18 protein-coding genes are annotated in these 15,609 nt (G+C 69.0%); 6 read left to right on the top strand and 12 right to left on the bottom strand.

From position 1 onward, the window contains the following. Positions 1 to 11: 11 nt before the first annotated feature. From BN996_RS04195 to BN996_RS04185, 3 genes are read right to left on the bottom strand one after another with little or no spacing between them, the layout of a single operon-like run. Positions 12 to 272, bottom strand: coding sequence for a lipoyl domain-containing protein (locus BN996_RS04195; protein WP_089777326.1), 261 nt, complete (start codon positions 270 to 272; stop codon positions 12 to 14). Positions 273 to 315: 43 nt separating this feature from the next. After that, entirely contained in the window at positions 316 to 1,356 is a 1,041-nt protein-coding gene (locus BN996_RS04190) for an alpha-ketoacid dehydrogenase subunit beta (RefSeq protein WP_089777325.1), read from the bottom strand. Then, positions 1,356 to 2,390 (bottom strand): thiamine pyrophosphate-dependent dehydrogenase E1 component subunit alpha, encoded by a 1,035-nt coding sequence (locus BN996_RS04185; RefSeq protein WP_007275309.1) that lies wholly within the window; start codon positions 2,388 to 2,390, stop codon positions 1,356 to 1,358. Before BN996_RS04185 ends, BN996_RS04190 begins: the two co-directional genes overlap by 1 nt. Before the next feature lie 166 nt (positions 2,391 to 2,556). On the opposite strand from BN996_RS04185, the gene BN996_RS04180 reads away from it, so the two are divergent. Continuing rightward, positions 2,557 to 3,198, top strand: a complete 642-nt coding sequence (locus tag BN996_RS04180; RefSeq protein ID WP_089777324.1) for a dienelactone hydrolase family protein — start codon at positions 2,557 to 2,559, stop codon at positions 3,196 to 3,198. A 96-nt stretch (positions 3,199 to 3,294) separates the two neighbouring features. Here BN996_RS04180 and BN996_RS20000 read toward each other — a convergent pair whose 3' ends face one another. From BN996_RS20000 to BN996_RS04160, 5 genes are all read right to left on the bottom strand, one after another. Beyond that, the gene (locus BN996_RS20000) at positions 3,295 to 3,450 is read right to left on the bottom strand and encodes a hypothetical protein (RefSeq protein ID WP_004969554.1); all 156 of its coding nucleotides are present in this window, start codon (positions 3,448 to 3,450) and stop codon (positions 3,295 to 3,297) included. 66 nt (positions 3,451 to 3,516) lie between these two features. Next, complete coding sequence (locus BN996_RS04175; RefSeq protein ID WP_089777323.1) at positions 3,517 to 4,155, bottom strand: DsbA family oxidoreductase; 639 nt, start codon at positions 4,153 to 4,155, stop codon at positions 3,517 to 3,519. Between the two features lie 88 nt (positions 4,156 to 4,243). Further along, positions 4,244 to 4,672, bottom strand: coding sequence for a DUF7522 family protein (locus BN996_RS04170; protein WP_004969556.1), 429 nt, complete (start codon positions 4,670 to 4,672; stop codon positions 4,244 to 4,246). Between the two features lie 69 nt (positions 4,673 to 4,741). Beyond that, positions 4,742 to 5,677 carry an oxidoreductase gene (locus BN996_RS04165; RefSeq protein ID WP_089777322.1) on the bottom strand — a complete coding sequence of 312 codons (936 nt, stop codon included), beginning with the start codon at positions 5,675 to 5,677 and terminating at the stop codon, positions 4,742 to 4,744. An 84-nt stretch (positions 5,678 to 5,761) separates the two neighbouring features. Continuing rightward, a complete protein-coding gene (locus tag BN996_RS04160) occupies positions 5,762 to 6,724 on the bottom strand; it encodes an isoaspartyl peptidase/L-asparaginase (RefSeq protein WP_089777321.1) in 963 nt (320 codons plus the stop codon). Positions 6,725 to 6,843: 119 nt separating this feature from the next. On the opposite strand from BN996_RS04160, the gene icd reads away from it, so the two are divergent. After that, complete coding sequence (gene icd, locus BN996_RS04155; protein ID WP_089779818.1) at positions 6,844 to 8,103, top strand: isocitrate dehydrogenase (NADP(+)); 1,260 nt, start codon at positions 6,844 to 6,846, stop codon at positions 8,101 to 8,103. 52 nt (positions 8,104 to 8,155) lie between these two features. Here the strand turns inward: icd and BN996_RS04150 are convergent, their stop codons facing one another. Together BN996_RS04150 and BN996_RS04145 are read right to left on the bottom strand one after the other, a co-directional pair. Next, the gene (locus BN996_RS04150; protein ID WP_089777320.1) at positions 8,156 to 8,611 is read right to left on the bottom strand and encodes a DUF2238 domain-containing protein; all 456 of its coding nucleotides are present in this window, start codon (positions 8,609 to 8,611) and stop codon (positions 8,156 to 8,158) included. Between the two features lie 189 nt (positions 8,612 to 8,800). After that, positions 8,801 to 9,304, bottom strand: a complete 504-nt coding sequence (locus tag BN996_RS04145; protein WP_089779817.1) for a DUF2238 domain-containing protein — start codon at positions 9,302 to 9,304, stop codon at positions 8,801 to 8,803. A 335-nt stretch (positions 9,305 to 9,639) separates the two neighbouring features. Between BN996_RS04145 and BN996_RS04140 the strand changes: the two genes are divergently transcribed. Continuing rightward, a complete protein-coding gene (locus tag BN996_RS04140) occupies positions 9,640 to 10,179 on the top strand; it encodes a DUF5817 domain-containing protein (RefSeq protein WP_089777319.1) in 540 nt (179 codons plus the stop codon). Between the two features lie 28 nt (positions 10,180 to 10,207). Here the strand turns inward: BN996_RS04140 and BN996_RS19995 are convergent, their stop codons facing one another. Together BN996_RS19995 and hmgA are read right to left on the bottom strand one after the other, a co-directional pair. Then, positions 10,208 to 10,357, bottom strand: a complete 150-nt coding sequence (locus BN996_RS19995) for a hypothetical protein (RefSeq protein WP_167344103.1) — start codon at positions 10,355 to 10,357, stop codon at positions 10,208 to 10,210. A 211-nt stretch (positions 10,358 to 10,568) separates the two neighbouring features. Then, positions 10,569 to 11,780, bottom strand: coding sequence for a hydroxymethylglutaryl-CoA reductase (NADPH) (gene hmgA, locus BN996_RS04135; RefSeq protein ID WP_089777318.1), 1,212 nt, complete (start codon positions 11,778 to 11,780; stop codon positions 10,569 to 10,571). Between the two features lie 152 nt (positions 11,781 to 11,932). Between hmgA and BN996_RS04130 the strand changes: the two genes are divergently transcribed. The 3 genes from BN996_RS04130 to BN996_RS04120 form a co-directional block, all read left to right on the top strand. Continuing rightward, positions 11,933 to 13,597 (top strand): amidohydrolase, encoded by a 1,665-nt coding sequence (locus tag BN996_RS04130; protein WP_089777317.1) that lies wholly within the window; start codon positions 11,933 to 11,935, stop codon positions 13,595 to 13,597. A 210-nt stretch (positions 13,598 to 13,807) separates the two neighbouring features. Then, on the top strand, positions 13,808 to 14,965 hold the full coding sequence (gene nadA, locus BN996_RS04125; RefSeq protein WP_089777316.1) for a quinolinate synthase NadA: 1,158 nt from the start codon (positions 13,808 to 13,810) through the stop codon (positions 14,963 to 14,965). Further along, positions 14,962 to 15,609 (top strand): FAD-dependent oxidoreductase (locus BN996_RS04120; protein ID WP_139043102.1); only part of this gene is annotated, 648 nt, incomplete at its 3' end. The genes nadA and BN996_RS04120, both read left to right, overlap by 4 nt.

Genomic DNA, 15,609 nt, shown 5'->3' with positions numbered 1-15,609 from the left:
AAAAGACCGGTTCAGGCGCTCGGTTGCACCCGCGCGAGCACGTCGCCGCGAGCGAAGTCGTCGCCCTCGGCGACGAGTATCTCCGCGACCGTCCCCGTCGTCGGCGCGGCCACGTCGATGCTCACCTTTTCGACCTGTATCTCGCAGAGCGTCTCGCCCTCGTCGACCGCCGACCCCTCGCGGACGAACCAGTTGGCGAGGTAGCCCTCGGTCACGTCGTCGGCGTCGTCGGGCCACGAGTCGGCCGAGTTCACGTCGACGGCGTCGCTCATCGTCCGGCCTCGCTTCCGTCTCCGTCTGTTTCGGGCGCTCGTCTCATTCGTGGAGTTCGCGGACGGCCGCCGCGATGTCGTCGGTGCCGGGGTTGACTTCGTCTTCCAGCGAGCGGGCGTAGGGAATCGGCACGTCCGGGATGGCGAGGCGCTTGACGGCCGAGAGGTCGTCCAGCGCGCCTTCCGCCGCCCGGGCGATGATTTCGCCCGTCACGCCGAACGACTGGTAGTCCTCGTCGACGACGAGGAGTTTGCCGGTCTTCCGAACCGAATCGAGCACCGTCTCGGTGTCGAGCGGCACGAGCGTCCGGAGGTCGATGACCTCGGCGTCGATGCCGTCGTCGTCGAGCTGTTCCGCGGCCTCCATCGCCCGGTGGACGTGCAGGCCGAGGGTGACGACGGTCACGTCGTCGCCGGGGCGCTTCACGTCGGCCTCGCCGAACGGAATCGTGTAGTCCTCTTTGGGGACGCCGGTCTTCGGCCCCGATGGCGACGGCATCCAGCCGAGACCCATGAGGCGCTTGTGGAACATGTAGACGACCGGGTCGTCGTCGCGGATGGCGCTGTGCATCAGGCCCTTGGCGTCGTAGGCCGTCGAGGGGACGACGACCTTCATCCCCGGCAGGTGGGCGAAGGTCCCGTAGAGCGTCTGGGAGTGCTGGCCGGCGTCGTTGTAAGTGCCGCCGACGGCCGTGGTCAGCACCATCGGCACCGAAACGGCCCCGCCGCTCATGTAGGTGTTCTTCGCCATGTTGTTGTAGATCTGGTCCATGGCGACGCCGAAGAAGTCGACGAACATCAGCTCGGCAATCGGGCGCATTCCGGCCTGTGCGGCCCCGACCGCCGCGCCGAGGTAGGCCGTCTCGCTGATGGGAACGTCCATCACGCGGTCGCGGCCGAACTCGTCCAAGAGGCCGGTCGTACTGGAGAAGATGCCGCCGTAGTCGGCGACGTCCTCGCCCATGTAGAACACCTCCTCGTTCTCGCGCATCTCCCACGCGATGGCCTCGACCATCGCCCGGCTCATGGTCAGTTCGCGGTCCGTCTCGGTCGCTTCGGTGTAGTCTCGTGATTCGGTCGCCATCAGTTGTCACCTCCCGTCTCGCCGGCGTCGCCCGGCGCGTCTGCCGCGGCCCCGCCGTCCGTCGCCGCCTGCGCCGGCGGGTTCGTGAACACGTTCTCGTACGCCTCCTCCGGGTCGGGCTCGGGCTGTTCTTTCGCCCACGAAATCGCCTCCTCGACCCGCTCGTGGGCGCGCTCTCGAATCTCGTCGATGTCGTCGTCGGTCACGCCGTGCGAGCGGAGGTCCTCGGCGAGTCGCTCGATGGAGTCGCGCTGTTCCGCGCGGTCGATGTCGGCCTCGGGGCGATACCCCTCCGCGTCGCCCATGAAGTGACCCATCCGGCGGTGGACCTGCACCTCGATGAGCGTCGGCCCGTTGCCGTCGCGGGCGCGCATCACGGCCTCGTCCGCGGCCTCGTAGACCGCCACCGCGTCGTCGGAGTCGATACGGACGCCCGGCATGTCGAAGCCGTCGGCGCGCTGTGCGCCGTTCTGTACGTCCGTCACGCGGTCTTTGGGCATGCTGATGGCCCAGTCGTTGTCCTCGACGACGAAGACGACCGGGAGGTCGTGGACCGCCGCGAGGTTCAGCGATTCGAGGAAGCCGCCCTGGTCGATAGCGCCCTCGCCGAGGAAGGCGACGGCGACGGCGTCGGTGTTCCGCTTTTTCGCGGCCATCGCCGCGCCGACCGCCGGCGGACAGCCCTGCGCGATGATGCCCGAACACGCGAAGTTCACGTCGGGGTCGAACAGGTGCATGTGGCCGCCCTTCCCGCGGCACAGCCCCGTCTTCCGCCCGAAAATCTCGGCCGTCATGCGCTTGAGGTCGACGCCCTTCGCGATGGCGATGTGGTGCGGTCGGTGCGGCGCGGTCACCGTGTCGTCGTCGCGGAGGTGGATGCAGACGCCCGCGCCGGACGCCTCGTGCCCCGCCGCGAGGTGCAGTTCGCCGGGAATCGGTCCCGCCGAGATGTCGAACGCCGGCTGTTTCCCCACGAGGTACTCGTCTACCAGCCGCTCCTCGTAGTGCCGAGCGGTCACCATCTGCTCGTACATCGTCCGCAGGTCGGTAACACTCACCATGGTTGGCGTTCGGGTGTACTCTCGATTGTATATTAACATTAATTGTGTAAGTCATGACCATCAGAACGAGCGGACTCCGCGTTCACGGGAGCCGACGGGTCGAGACAGACCTAAGCCGCAGTCCGTCGTATCGTCTCGTATGAGCGACACGACGCCGAATCTCGTTTCGATACCCGTCGGCGACGCGGTGCTGGAGGGCGACCTTCGGATTCCGGCGGGCGCGGCGGGGCTCGTGGTGTTCGCCCACGGAAGCGGGAGCAGTCGAAAGAGCCCGCGGAACAACTCCGTCGCCGAGGTCATCCGCGACCGCGGGGTCGGGACGCTCCTTTTCGACCTGCTCACGGAGGCGGAAGACGAGGAGTACGGGACGCGGTTCGACATCCCGCTTCTGAGGGAGCGACTGCTCGGCGCGACGGAGTGGCTCCGCGGCCGCGACGACACCGCCGGGCTCGACTACGGCTACTTCGGGTCGAGCACCGGCGCGGCGGCGGCGGTCCTCGCGGCGGCCGACCTCGGTGACGACGCCGGCGCGGTCGTCTCTCGGGGCGGCCGCGTCGACCTCGCGGAGTCGCGGCTCGGCGACGTGACGGCTCCGACGCTGTTCGTCGTCGGCGGTGCCGACGAGCCGGTGTTGAGTCTGAACCGCGACGCGTTCGCGGAACTCGACTGCGAGAAGTCGCTGGAGGTCGTCGAGGGCGCAGGCCACCTGTTCGAGGGGCCGGGCGAGCTGGACGCGGTGGCCGACCTCGCCGCCGACTGGTTCGAGACGCACCTCGGCTGAGGGCGTCGCTCGCGGAGCCGACCGCGGGGCGACTGCGGGGCGACCGCGAGGCGACCGCGGAGTCAAGTGCGGGGCGACCGGGATGGGTCGGGACGCTCAGCGCGAGAACTTGAGGTCTTTCGCGGGGTCTTCGACGACGACCCACCAGCGAACGTCCTCCTTGGGGTGGCGGCGCTCGACGTGCTCGTCGAGTCGCTCGCCGCTGTCGAAATCGCGGCCGCAGAGGTTGCAACGGTGGTGTCTGTTGGCCATGTACATAGCTACGGCCGCTTACAAAATGAAGGTACCTCGCGCGGGCTTCGCCCGGCGAACGCGGGTTCAGACCCCGTCGACGAGGCGTTCGAGCTGTTCCGGCGGGACCGCGCCGCGGGCCGCGTAGCCGTCGTAGGCGAAGGTGGGCACGCCGGTCACGCCGTGGCGCTGGGCCTCGGCGAACTGCTCGCGCACCTCCGCGAACAGCGCGTCGTCCGACAGCGCAGAGCGGACTTCGTCGCCCTCGACGCCCGCGTCCTCGGCGAGTTCGACGAGAAGGTCCTCGTTGCCGATGTCCTCGCCCCCCTGCCAGAGCGCGTCGAAGATTGCCACGTCGAATTCGAGCCACGTGTCGTTGTCGTAGTGCTGTTTCACGTGAAACGAGGCGACCTGCGCCGGCAGGGAGTCGATGTCGGTCGCGATGTCGAGGTCCATCTCGACGCCGTACTTGTCCTGCAGGCGGCGGACGCCCTCCTTGGCCTGCTCGTAGTAGTCGTCGTCTTTCCCGTCGTCGACGGAGAAGTCGATGCTCCCGTCGGGGCGGCGCTTGTGGCTCCGGAGGTCGAAGGGGTGCCAGTCGATGTCGAGTTCCTCGTCGCGGGTCGCCTGATACTGCCGCAGGGACTCGCGGCCGAGGTAACAGAACGGACAGACGTAGTCCGAGTAGACGGTGATGTGCTCCGGGTCCGCGTCGGGTTCGCTCATACACACTCGTATCCCTCCCGATTACAAAAGCGGATTGCTCTGTCGTGTGCGGTCGACGCGACGACGCGGCGACGGCTCGGACCGGGACTCACACGCCGGGGGTCGATTCGAGCATCCGGCGGAGCGCGACTTCCATCTCCTCGAACTCCGAGAGTTCGAGTTCGTCGGTGGTGACGATGACGCCGCGGTCGCCGCCCACGACGCGGCCGACGAAGCCGTCTGAGAAGACGCGGAGGGTGAACTCGTACTCGCCGAAGTCGGGGGTCGCGCCGGTCGTGCCGGCGCTGTAGGTCTCTCGCGGGCCGAACCCGGTGCGCTCGTTCTCGACGAGTTCTGACTTGGCGGCGCGCGCCGCGGCCTCGTCGCCGTCGTAGAGGTCCCGTCGGACGTACAGCACGTCGAAGTCGTCGCGGGTGAAGTGGACGACGCTCCGTAGGGAGTCCCCGAGCGTCGTTCGGCAGGTGGAGACGATGGCGTCGGCGACGCTCTGAGTGATTGTCGGCGTTGATTCGGTCACGGGGGTAGATAGCACGCCGCAGTATTTGGCCGTCTCGCCTCCCGGCGCTCGTCCGAGACAGGTGGTGAATCAGGCCAGTCGGAACCGCGTGTCGGTGAGTTCCTCCGACACGTCCCAGAGCCGCGCGGCGGTCTCGGGGTCTCTGGCGCGGTCGCTCGGCTCCGCGATGCCGGGATGGCCGCGCATGCCGAACAGCCCCTGCGGGCCGACGTACTCCCCGCTTTCGACGGCCGGCGAGGTCACGGCGTACAGGAGGGGGAGCGCGCCCATCTCGGCGGACTGGGCGAATATCGCGTTGCCGAGCTTGCTCATCCAGTACCGGAGCGTCGACCCGGACGCCTCGGGGCCGCGGAACTGGAGGTTGGTGGCGGCGTAACCGGGGTGTGCGCCCACGCTCAGCACGTCGTCGATGCCCGCGGCGGTCAGCCGGCGGTCGAGTTCGAACGCGAAAAGCAGGTTCGAGAGCTTGCTCTGGGCGTAGGCGTCCCACTCGTCGTAGTCGCGTTCGCCCTGCAGGTCGTCGAAGTCCATCCGGCCGCGCTCGTGGAGGCCGCTCGACATCGTGACGAGTCGCGTCTCGCCGGGCGTGTCGCGGAGCGTCGGGAACAGGCGGGCGCTCAGGGCGAAGTGGCCGAGGTGGTTCACGCCGAACTGCGTCTCGAAGCCCTGTGCGGTCTCCCGCCGGGGAATCGCCATCACGCCGGCGTTGTTGCAGAGGACGTGCAGCGACCCGTGTTCGGCGGCGAACTCGTCGGCAAAGTGCCGAACCGAGTCGAGGTCGGCGAGGTCGAGCTCCGAGAGCGTCAGCGAGGCCGCCGGCACCGCGTCGCGGACGTCGGCCATCGCGTCCGCGCCGCGGTCGAGGCTCCGGCAGGCCATGACGACGTGCGCGCCCTTCTCGGCGAACATGCGCGTCGCTTCGAAGCCGAGGCCGCTGTTCGCGCCGGTGACGACGACAGTCTTCCCCGAGAGGTCGGGAACGTCGGCCGCGGTCCAGTCGCTCATGGGGGATTCAACGGCCCGAACCGAGTAAACCGTGGCGGCGAGGTCGGCGCGACCGAAACGCGCTCTCCGCCGGCCGCGACGACCTCAGTTCGATGCGGTGCTGGTCTGCATCCCGTCGGAGTTGTACGCCGAGCCGAAGCCGTCGTCGTCGAGGAGGATGATGCCCGCCGACGACCCGGTGAGTTCGCCGAACTCCTCGATGGCGAGGTCGGCCGCGGTCTGGGCGTCGCAGCCGCGTTCGAGGTGGCCGACGGCGCGTCGGGCGAGCGTCACGCGGGCGATGTCTTCGCCCGCTCCCGTGGTTGACGCGCCGCCCGCGGGGGAGGCGTAGAAGCCCGACCCGATCTGCGGCACGTCGCCGACGCGGCCGGCGAGGGCGAACCAGCGGCCGCCGGTCGATGTCGCGGAGGCGAACGTCTCGCCGTCGGTGGCGACCGCCCCGACCGTGTCGTGACCGGGAAGGCGAACGTCGTGAGCCGAGCGGTCACTGCCTGCTGAGGTTCCCTCAGAATTGTCGTTCGCCGGCAGGTAGCCGTCTCCCGCCTCGGCCGTCGGGTCGCTCGTGCTCTCGCCGAAGCGGTCGGCGAGCCACGCGAGGTGTTCCGTCGGCGACCCCTCGGGAGCGTCCGCGTTCGCCCAGCGCTCGCGGGTCTCGTCGGTGAAGAGGTCGACGCCGGTCTCGACGCCCGCGTCGGCGGCGAACTCGACCGCCGGCTCGCCCGTCAGGAGGACGTGCGGGGTGTCTTCGAGGACAGCGCGCGCGACGGAGACGGCGTGTTCGACGCCCGCCATGCCCGAGGCCGCGCCGGCGCGTCGGTCGCTCAGCATGACGCCCGCGTCGGTGCGGACGACGCCGTCAGACTGGACCGCGCCGCCGACGCCGGCGTTGAACCGCCGGTCCGATTCGAGGACGCGAACCGCGGTCTCGACCGCCGAAAGCGGGTCCGACTCGCTCGCGCCCGCGTCGGCCGCGTCGTCCATGACGGCCTGTCTGGGCTCCGGTTCGCCGGGGATGCCGCCCGCACCGCCGTGGAGGATAACTCGCATACGCGGGTTGTCCTCCGAGCGCGGGTGTAAACGTATCGACCGCGGAATGGCGCGGGATTTGCACCTCTCCGTCGATAACGGCAGGACTTTTACACCGCACTAGAAAGCTCTGAATGTTCATGAGTTACGACCAGATTGAGGTTCCGGACGACGGCGAGAAAATCACGGTCGACGAGGAGACGGGCGAGCTTTCCGTCCCCGACAACCCGATTATTCCGATCATCCACGGCGACGGAATCGGAACGGACGTCGGCCCCGCCGCGCAGAAGGTCCTCAACGCCGCCGCCGAGGCGACCGGCCGCTCTGTCTCTTGGATGCGCGTCTACGCCGGCGCGTCCGCCCGCGACAAGTACGACGAGAACCTGCCGGAGGACACGGTAAGCGCCATCCGCAACCACCGCGTCGCGATCAAGGGCCCGCTCACAACGCCCGTCGGTGCCGGCTTCCGCTCGCTCAACGTCGCGCTCCGCAAGAAGCTCGACCTCTACGCGAACGTCCGCCCGACCTACCACCTCGACGGCGTCCCGTCGCCCGTCAAGAACCCCTCGGCGATGGACATGGTCACGTTCCGCGAGAACACCGAAGACGTGTACGCCGGCATCGAGTGGGAAGCCGGCACCGACGAGGTCCAGAAGGTCAAGGAGTTCGTCGAAGACGAGATGGGCGCCACGGGCGTCATCCACGACGGCCCCGTCGGCATCGGCATCAAGCCCATCACCGAGTTCGGGACGAAGCGCCTCGTCCGCGAGGCCATCGAGTACGCCCTCGAAAACGACCGCGACTCCGTCACCCTCGTCCACAAGGGTAACATCATGAAGTTCACCGAGGGCGCGTTCCGCGACTGGGGCTACGAACTCGCAGAAGAGGAGTTCGGCGACGTCACCATCACGGAAGACGAGCTCTGGGAGGAGTACGACGGCGAGAAGCCCGAGGACAAGGTCGTCGTCAAGGACCGCATCGCCGACAACATGCTCCAGCAGCTTCTCACCCGCACCGCCGACTACGACGTCATCGCCACGATGAACCTCAACGGCGACTACATGTCCGACGCCGCCGGCGCGCAGATCGGCGGTCTCGGCATCGCCCCCGGCGCGAACTTCGGTGAGGGCCTCTGTCTCGCAGAGCCCGTCCACGGCTCCGCGCCCAAGTACGCCGGCGAGGACAAGGTCAACCCGACCGCGATGATTCTCTCCGGCCGCCTCATGTTCGAGTACATGGGCTGGAAGGACGCCGGTAAGCTCATCCGCGACGCCGTCGAGAAGACCATCTCGGACGGCGACGTCACCTACGACCTCGAACGCCAGATCGAGGGCGGCAACAAGCTCGCGACGAGCGAGTACGCCGACAAGGTCGTCGAGAACATTCAGGAACTCGCGTAAGCGAACACACCACTTCTCTCGCGGCACCGACGCCGCATCTCTTTCGCGCCGACTACAGTCGATTCGGGTCTCGCCAGCGCCGAATCCGGTTCCACAGCGGTCTGACGACGCCGAAGACGACCGCGCCGGCGGTGTCGGCGACGATGTCGACGCCGGTGTCTTCCAAGTAGACCGAACGCGGCCACTCGACCCAGAAGCCGGTGAACAGGCGCTCGTACACCTCGAACCACGTGCCGATTGCGGCGACGGCCATCGGGAGGACGACGAGGAGCGCGACCCGCGAGTGGAGCAGGCGGGGGTTGAGGACGTAGAGAATCGCCGCGACGCCGAACCCGGAGGCGGCGTGGACGAGGATGTCCCACCACCAGATGCGCGTGTAGAGAAACAGCGCCATGCTCGTGAAGTGCGTCGCGGTGACGACGCTCCCGAACACGGCGACGACGGCCATCTCTCGGGGTCGCTCTTCCCACCCGGCCAACACCGTCTCGTTCCAGGTTCGTCTCAGCATGCGCGGGTCGGTGGCCGGAACGCGTCGACTCGGGTGGCGGGGCGCGGTGTGTGATCTCCTGCGAGCGGAAGCATGGACGAGAGATCGATCATCATCGATATGTATCTTTTCTCCGACGAAACAACACGTTTGGGGTGAACTCCCCCTTGGGGTGAAATCGCCCTCGTCGCGGGCGCACCGACGTCGACGTTACCGGTCCGCCGGGCGGTCGTCGTCCGTTTTCTCGCCGCCGTCCGAGCGGAGGTGACCAACGCGGGGCGACGACCCGCCGGACGTCGCGTCGGTCGGCGTCCGAGACCGGACGAGACCCTCGACGAAGGCGAAAAAGCCGAGGCCACCCGCCACGTCGACCACGAGGTCTATCGCGGTGTCCTCGGCGTAGTAGGCCATCGACCAGCCCCACCAGAAGTCCTTGAACAGGTACTCGTACACCTCGAAGCCCGCGCCGATGGCGAGGACGATGCCGGCGACGACCACGGGGGCGCGAGCGCCCCGGAACGTCCGCGGGAACACGAGGAACAGCACGCCAGCGACGCCGAAGCCCGAAAGCGAGTGGGTGAGCACGTCCCACCACCAGATGCGCGTGTAGACGTCGTACGCGAGCCCGCCGAAGTGGAGCGCGGTGACGACCGCCGACCAGACGCCGACGAACGCCCACAGCCACGGCTCGCGCGCGAGCTTCGAGTGACTCATCGTCGCCCGTCGCTCGTCGCGGTGACCGGGGTGTTCGGCGCGCCGGGCGTTGTCCATGGAGGAAGTACGCGGGGGGAGGGCATAGTTAGGGACTACCGTCTATCGGATTGTGACACCGGGTTGATAAATGCTTTCTCCTCATATGTTTCGACTGAAACGTATCACGGCCTCGTTCGAGAGGGGCCCCAACCCGCCGGAACCGCCGTAACGGTGGCTCTAACGCACGGCGGTTCGCGCCCGACGGCGGTCCAGCCACGCCGAGTTGCGGGGGCCCGCGGTCCCGCGGCGGCTCGCGCTCCCGAACGTTCAAATCCGACGCCGCGGAACAACGGCGTATGTACGCGGTCGTGGGGTGTACGGACTGCGCGAACATGTGGTTGCTTTCGGACCCCGACGGGTCGAAGACGGCGACGTGTCCGCGGTGCGGCAGGCGACACCAGACGAAGAAGCTCCGGCGCTTCTTCGAGTCCGACGACAGGGACGCCGCGCGGCAGGCGCGCTCGGCGCTGTTGGCGAAGAAACACGGCGACAGCGAGGCGTTCGCGCAGGTCGAACACGTCTCGGAACTCGACCGGCGGGTCGAGGAGTCGGGCGTCGACGACCGCGAGTACCTCGAAGGCTCGGGGCTCGACGCCGACGAGGTGTTCGAGGCGGGCGAGGCCGCCTCTCGCGGTCGGAACTCGTCGTCGGGGTCGCCCGACCGCCTGACGGTCGTCCGCGAGGCGGTTCGGGACGGTGACCGGCCGACCGAGGCGGAAATCGTCGCGGCGGCGGTCGAGCGGGGCGTTCCCGAGGACCGCGCCCGCGACCTGCTCGATAAGCTCCGGCGGCGCGGCGAGGTGTCGGAGTCCCGGGGTCGACACCGGCTGGTCTGAGCGCCGGGGTCGCCCTCGCGGGCGCGGTTCAGAGCGCGCCGAGCAACTTCGCCACCGTCAGCGCGGAGGCGACGACGCCGAGGGCTAACTTCACCAGCCTGAGCGCGAGCGCCACCCGCCGCGCGTCGTCGTACTCGTCGGGCGATTCGGGGTCGGTACCGCGTGTGAGGAGTGGCATGGGAGGGGATGGGTTGTGGACACGCCCGCGGGTGCTCCCCGACGGACGCATTTTCATCGTTTCCGCGGAAACGGAATAAACGCGAGCCACGGGTGCGGAGTGAAAGTGAAAGTGGACGGGTGGTGGTGATTTCGGAGGTACAAGCCGAAGGGACGCGAAGAAAAGCCGATGAGTCGTCCCCGACGGCGGTGAAACTGAAACCCGGTTCGCGTTATCGACCGAGTTCGGCGTGGGCGCTGGAGAGGTGCCGCGAGGCGAGCGCGGAGAGAAGCGAGAGTTCGCCCGCGAGGGAGCCGACGGCGATGCACTCGGCGAGGGCGTCGGCGTTGGAGCCGGCGGGGTCGCCGCCGCCGCTGACGCCGAGGACGTCGAGGCCCTCGGACTGCGTCGGGAGCTTCGTGCCGCCGCCGACGGTGCCGACTTCGAGGGAGGCGATGGAGACCGAGACGTAGAGGTCGCCGTCCTGCACCTCGGCGGTCGTGATGGCGTTCGACCCCTCGACGACCTGCGCCTCGTCCTGCCCGGTGGCGAGGAACATCGCGGCGACGACGTTGGCGACGTGGGCGTTGAAGCCGAGGCTCGCGGCCTTCGCGGAGCCGACGAGGTTCTTGCGGGTGTTGAGTTCGGCGACCGCTTCGGGCGTGGTGTGCAGGCGCTCTTCGACCACCTCGCGCGGGATTCGAACGTCGGCGGTGACGCTCCGGCCGCGGCCCTCGACGGCGTTGATGGCGGCGGGCTTCTTGTCGGAACAGAGGTTGCCCGAGAGGGCGACGAGCGAGGCGGTCGTCTCCTCTTCGACGACGCCGCAGGCCGCCTCGGTGGCGATGGTCGCCATGTTCATCCCCATCGCGTCCTTGGTGTCGTAGCGGAACCGCAGGTACACGGAGTTGCCGACGACGTACGGCGTCACGTCGAGGAGTTCGCCGTGGTTCGTCGTCTCCTCCGCGGCCTCCTTCAGCGCCGCGAAGTTGTCGCGGGTCCACGAGACGAGCGCCTCGGCCTCGGCCACGTCGGCGACGCGGAACACCGGCGCGCGGGTCATCCCGGACTTGAGGACCCGAGCGGTCGCGCCGCCGGCGCTGTTGATGACCGAGCAGCCGCGGTTGACCGACGCGAGGAGCGCGCCCTCGGTGGTCGCGAGCGGGAGGTACTTCTCGCCGGAGACGGAGCCGCCGTCGACGCTGACGGGGCCGGCGACGCCCATCGGCACCTGAATCGCGCCGACCATGTTCTCGATTGCCGACTCGGCGGCCTCGGCGGGGAAGCCGTAGTTCCCGACCGCGTCGAGCGACGCGCCGGACTGCTCTTCGACGAGCGAGCGGCGCGCCTCGGCGGCGGTGTCGGCGTCGGCGTGCGCTTCGAGTTCGTGGAGGCGGAGTTCGCCCTCCCGAACGCGGTCTGCGAGGGACGCGGCGTCTGTCATGCCCCGACGTTTCCCGCGCCGGCCCTAACGCGTTCCGGTTCTTCCAACGACCGCGGTCCGTCCCCGTTCAAGGCCGCCCCGTCGTCCGACCACCGCCCGACCGCTCCGCCGCCTCCCGAACCGTTTTGCCCTCCCGCGTCGGGGTCGAACGTATGACCGCGTCAGCGGACCTCGTACTGACGAACGCGGAGGTACACACGCTCGGCTCGCCCGACGAGACGCACGAAGCCGTCGCCGTCCGCGACGGCGAGGTCGTCCGCGTCGGCCGCGCGTTCGACGTGGAACTGCTCGCCGGCGTCGAGACGCGGGTCGTCGACTGCGAGGGGCGAGTCGTCCTTCCCGGCTTCATCGACGCCCACACGCACCTCCCGATGGTCGGGCGGTCGCTCGTCCACGCAGACCTCTCTGCCGCCGACTCCCCGGCGGAGGCGGTCGAACTGCTCCGCGAGCGGGCCGCCGAGGTCGAACGCGAAAACGGGGCTGATGGCGACGGGGCCGACGACAACGAGACCGGCGGCGACGGCGGGACCGACTGGGTGTTCGGCTACGGCTACGACGAGAGCACGTGGGACGACTCTCGATACCTCACCCGCGACGACCTCGACGCCGTCTCCGAGTCGCTCCCCGTGGTCGCCTTCCGCGAGGACCTCCACACCGCCGGCGTCAACTCGGTCGTCCTCGACCGCTACGCCGACGAGATGCCCGACGAGGGCGTGCAGACCGCCGGAGACGACGGTCCCTCCGAGGGCGACGGCGATGGTGACGTCGCCGTCGAGCCGACCGGCGTCGTGGTCGAGGGCGCGGTCGACGTGCTCCGGGAGGCGACCGAGCCGGGCCGCGAGGAGATGACCGAACTCGTCCGCGCGGCGCAGTCGTACGCGACCGCCCGCGGCGTCACCGGCGTCCACGACATGGTCCGCGGCTCCCGCGCGCCCGAGGTCTACCGCGACCTCGCCGAGGCCGGCGAGCTGGCCCTCCGCGTCCGAATCAACTACTGGTCGGACCACCTCGACGCGCTCCGCGAGGTCGGCCTGCGGACGAACCACGGGGGCGGGAGCCGCGGCGGCCTCGTCACCGTCGGCGCGATAAAGACGTTCACCGACGGGAGCTTCGGCGGGCGGACCGCGAAACTCACAGAACCCTACGCCGACGCCGCGGCGGACCCCGACGCGGCCGACGACGAGACGGGCCAGTGGGTCGTCGACCCCGAGGAACTCCGCGGCCTCGTCGCCGACGCCGACGAGTCGGGCTATCAGTTCACCGCGCACGCCATCGGCGACGCGGCCGTCGACGCGGTGCTCGACGCGTACGAGGAGACCGACGACCCCGGCGCGGCCCGCCACCGGGTCGAACACGTCGAACTCGCCTCCGACGAGGCCATCGAGCGGTTCGCCGAGTCGGGCGTCGTCGCCTCGGTCCAGCCGAACTTCCTGAAGTGGGCCGACGAGGGCGGCCTCTACGACGCCCGCCTCGGCGAGCGACGCCTGCGGACCAACCGCTACCGCGACCTGCTCGACGCCGGGGTCGACCTCGCGTTCGGGAGCGACTGCATGCCCCTCGGGCCGCTTCTCGGCGTCGACCTCGCCACCGACCACCCGAACCCCGACCAGTCGCTCACCGTCACCGAGGCGCTCCGGGCGTACACGTCGGGTGCGGCCCACGCCGGCTTCGACGAGGACCGACTGGGAACCGTGGCGGTCGGCACCGCCGCGGACCTCGTCGTCCTCGACGAGTCGCCGTGGGAAGCCGACTCGATTCGCGATATCGCCGTCTCGATGACCGTCGTGGACGGTCGCGTCGTCTTCGAACGCGACTGAACGAGTTATCGTCTCCGACGAGGCCACTCTTTTGAATGAGATTATTCTCTAACCGAGTAGTGACTTCTATCGACTTCTAACAGCCAATCGAACGCAGATACCACTGGCTAATCAATCGTGAAGAGAATATATACGGGTGAGTGCCGAGTATTGAAGAAAAATATTTTTCAATAAGGCCCGATGATTGGACTTCCACCGTGGTGACCAATCGTGGTTGAATTACAGTCGGTCGGGTTCGAGTCGGAGCTCAGCCTGTTCAAATACGACACGCTCGAACAGCTTCCGGAGAGCCACCGCGACCTCGACGAGGCCGCCCGCTCCCGGCGAATCGCCGCCGCCCGCGACGCGCTCGGCGACCGCGTCGTCGTCCTCGGACACAACTACCAGCGACGCGAAATCGTCGAGCACGCGGACTTCATCGGCGACTCCTACGAACTCTCGAAGCGCGCCGCCGAGTCGGACGCCGACTACGTCGTCTTCGCCGGCGTGACGTTCATGGCCGAGAGCGCGGACATCATCACCGACGACGACCAGACGGTGATTCTCCCGTCGATGGAGGCGTCGTGTCCGATGGCCGGGATGGCCGAGGCCGTGCAGGTCGACTCCGCGTGGGAGACGCTCGTCGAAGAGAGCGGCGGCAAGGACATCGTCCCCGTGACGTACATGAACTCCTACGCCGACCTGAAGGCCTTTTGCGCCTCCCACGGCGGGCTCATCTGCACCTCCTCGAACGCCGCCGACGCCTTCGAGTGGGCGTTCGAGCGCGGCGACGCCGTGCTGTTCCTGCCCGACAAGCACCTCGGGCGCAACACGGCCGACGAACTCGGCATCGACGGCGTGGTCGAGTGGGACCCGTGGGCCGGCGACGTGGCCGAAGCCGCGGGCGCTGACGCCGACGCGGAACCCGACATTCCGGACCTCGGCGACGCAGAAGTCATCCTCTGGGACGGCTACTGTCAGGTTCACGAGCGCTTCCGCGTCGACCACGTCGAGGAGGCGCAGGCCGACGGCGCGAAGGTCGTCGCCCACCCCGAGTGCCGCCCGAGCGTCGTCGCGGCCGCCGACGAGGTCGGCTCCACGAGCCACATCTGCGACGTCGTCGAGAACGCCGACCCCGGCGAGACGTGGGCCATCGGCACCGAGGTCCACCTCGCGCGACACCTCGCGCGCTGGCACCCCGAGGTCGACGTTCGGCCCCTCTGCGGCGACGCCTGCATGGACTGCAACGCCATGCGGCAGGTCGACCCCAACTACCTGACGTGGGTGCTCGAAGAACTCGCCGCGGGCCGCGAACCCAACGTCGTCGAGGTCGCGCCCGAGGAGAAGGAACTCGCCGCGGTCGCGCTCGACCGCATGCTCGAACTATGAAGGCCGACGTACTCGTCGTCGGCTCCGGCATCGCCGGCTGCGCCGCGGCCCTCGCCGCCGCCCGCGAGGGGGCCGACGTGCTCGTCGTCACGAAGGCGACCGAACCCGAGGACGCCGCGTCCGACTGGGCGCAGGGCGGCATCGCCGTCACCCAGTCCGCGCCCGCGGAGTTCGCCGCCGACATCCGCCGGGCGAGCGACGGCACCGCCGACCCCGAGGCGGTCGACACGCTCGTCTCCGAGTCCCGCGCCGTCGTCGAGGACGTGCTGTTGGACACGCTCGGAGTCGAGTTCGACGCGGTGGGTGACAGTCCGAGCGTCGGCGACCCCGACGCCGGCGACGCCGCCGACTTCGACCTCGCCCGCGAGGCGGGCCACTCCAGCCGCCGCATCCTCCACGTCGACGCCAGCACCGGCGCGCACGTCCTCCGGCCGTTCCTGAAGCACCTCTCGGCCCGCGACGGCGTGCGCATAATCGACGACGCGATGGCCCTCGACCTCCTGACTGAGGAGGGGACCGTCCGCGGCGCGACCGTCCTCGCCGACGGCGAGGTCGAACCGGTGTTCGCCGGGGCGACTATCCTCGCCACCGGCGGCATCGGCGACTGCTACGCCCGCTCGACCAACCCGGCGGGCGCGACCGGC

The sequence above is a fragment of the Haloferax massiliensis genome (assembly GCF_001368915.1).
In the GTDB taxonomy this organism is placed as follows: Archaea; Halobacteriota; Halobacteria; order Halobacteriales; family Haloferacaceae; genus Haloferax; species Haloferax massiliensis.
The sequence above is the reverse complement of the archived record's forward strand: the minus strand, read 5'-3'. Positions and strand labels throughout refer to the sequence as shown.

Bases quoted from the DNA above. Each gene is read 5' to 3' on its own strand.
- BN996_RS04195 (WP_089777326.1), bottom strand. From the start codon at position 272: ATGAGCGACGCCGTCGACGTGAACTCGGCCGACTCGTGGCCCGACGAC.
- BN996_RS04190 (WP_089777325.1), bottom strand. From the start codon at position 1,356: ATGGCGACCGAATCACGAGACTACACCGAAGCGACCGAGACGGACCGC.
- BN996_RS04185 (WP_007275309.1), bottom strand. From the start codon at position 2,390: ATGTACGAGCAGATGGTGACCGCTCGGCACTACGAGGAGCGGCTGGTA.
- BN996_RS04180 (WP_089777324.1), top strand. From the start codon at position 2,557: ATGAGCGACACGACGCCGAATCTCGTTTCGATACCCGTCGGCGACGCG.
- BN996_RS20000 (WP_004969554.1), bottom strand. From the start codon at position 3,450: ATGGCCAACAGACACCACCGTTGCAACCTCTGCGGCCGCGATTTCGAC.
- BN996_RS04175 (WP_089777323.1), bottom strand. From the start codon at position 4,155: ATGAGCGAACCCGACGCGGACCCGGAGCACATCACCGTCTACTCGGAC.
- BN996_RS04165 (WP_089777322.1), bottom strand. From the start codon at position 5,677: ATGAGCGACTGGACCGCGGCCGACGTTCCCGACCTCTCGGGGAAGACT.
- BN996_RS04160 (WP_089777321.1), bottom strand. From the start codon at position 6,724: ATGCGAGTTATCCTCCACGGCGGTGCGGGCGGCATCCCCGGCGAACCG.
- icd (WP_089779818.1), top strand. From the start codon at position 6,844: ATGAGTTACGACCAGATTGAGGTTCCGGACGACGGCGAGAAAATCACG.
- BN996_RS04150 (WP_089777320.1), bottom strand. From the start codon at position 8,611: ATGCTGAGACGAACCTGGAACGAGACGGTGTTGGCCGGGTGGGAAGAG.
- BN996_RS04145 (WP_089779817.1), bottom strand. From the start codon at position 9,304: ATGAGTCACTCGAAGCTCGCGCGCGAGCCGTGGCTGTGGGCGTTCGTC.
- BN996_RS04140 (WP_089777319.1), top strand. From the start codon at position 9,640: ATGTACGCGGTCGTGGGGTGTACGGACTGCGCGAACATGTGGTTGCTT.
- BN996_RS19995 (WP_167344103.1), bottom strand. From the start codon at position 10,357: ATGCCACTCCTCACACGCGGTACCGACCCCGAATCGCCCGACGAGTAC.
- hmgA (WP_089777318.1), bottom strand. From the start codon at position 11,780: ATGACAGACGCCGCGTCCCTCGCAGACCGCGTTCGGGAGGGCGAACTC.
- BN996_RS04130 (WP_089777317.1), top strand. From the start codon at position 11,933: ATGACCGCGTCAGCGGACCTCGTACTGACGAACGCGGAGGTACACACG.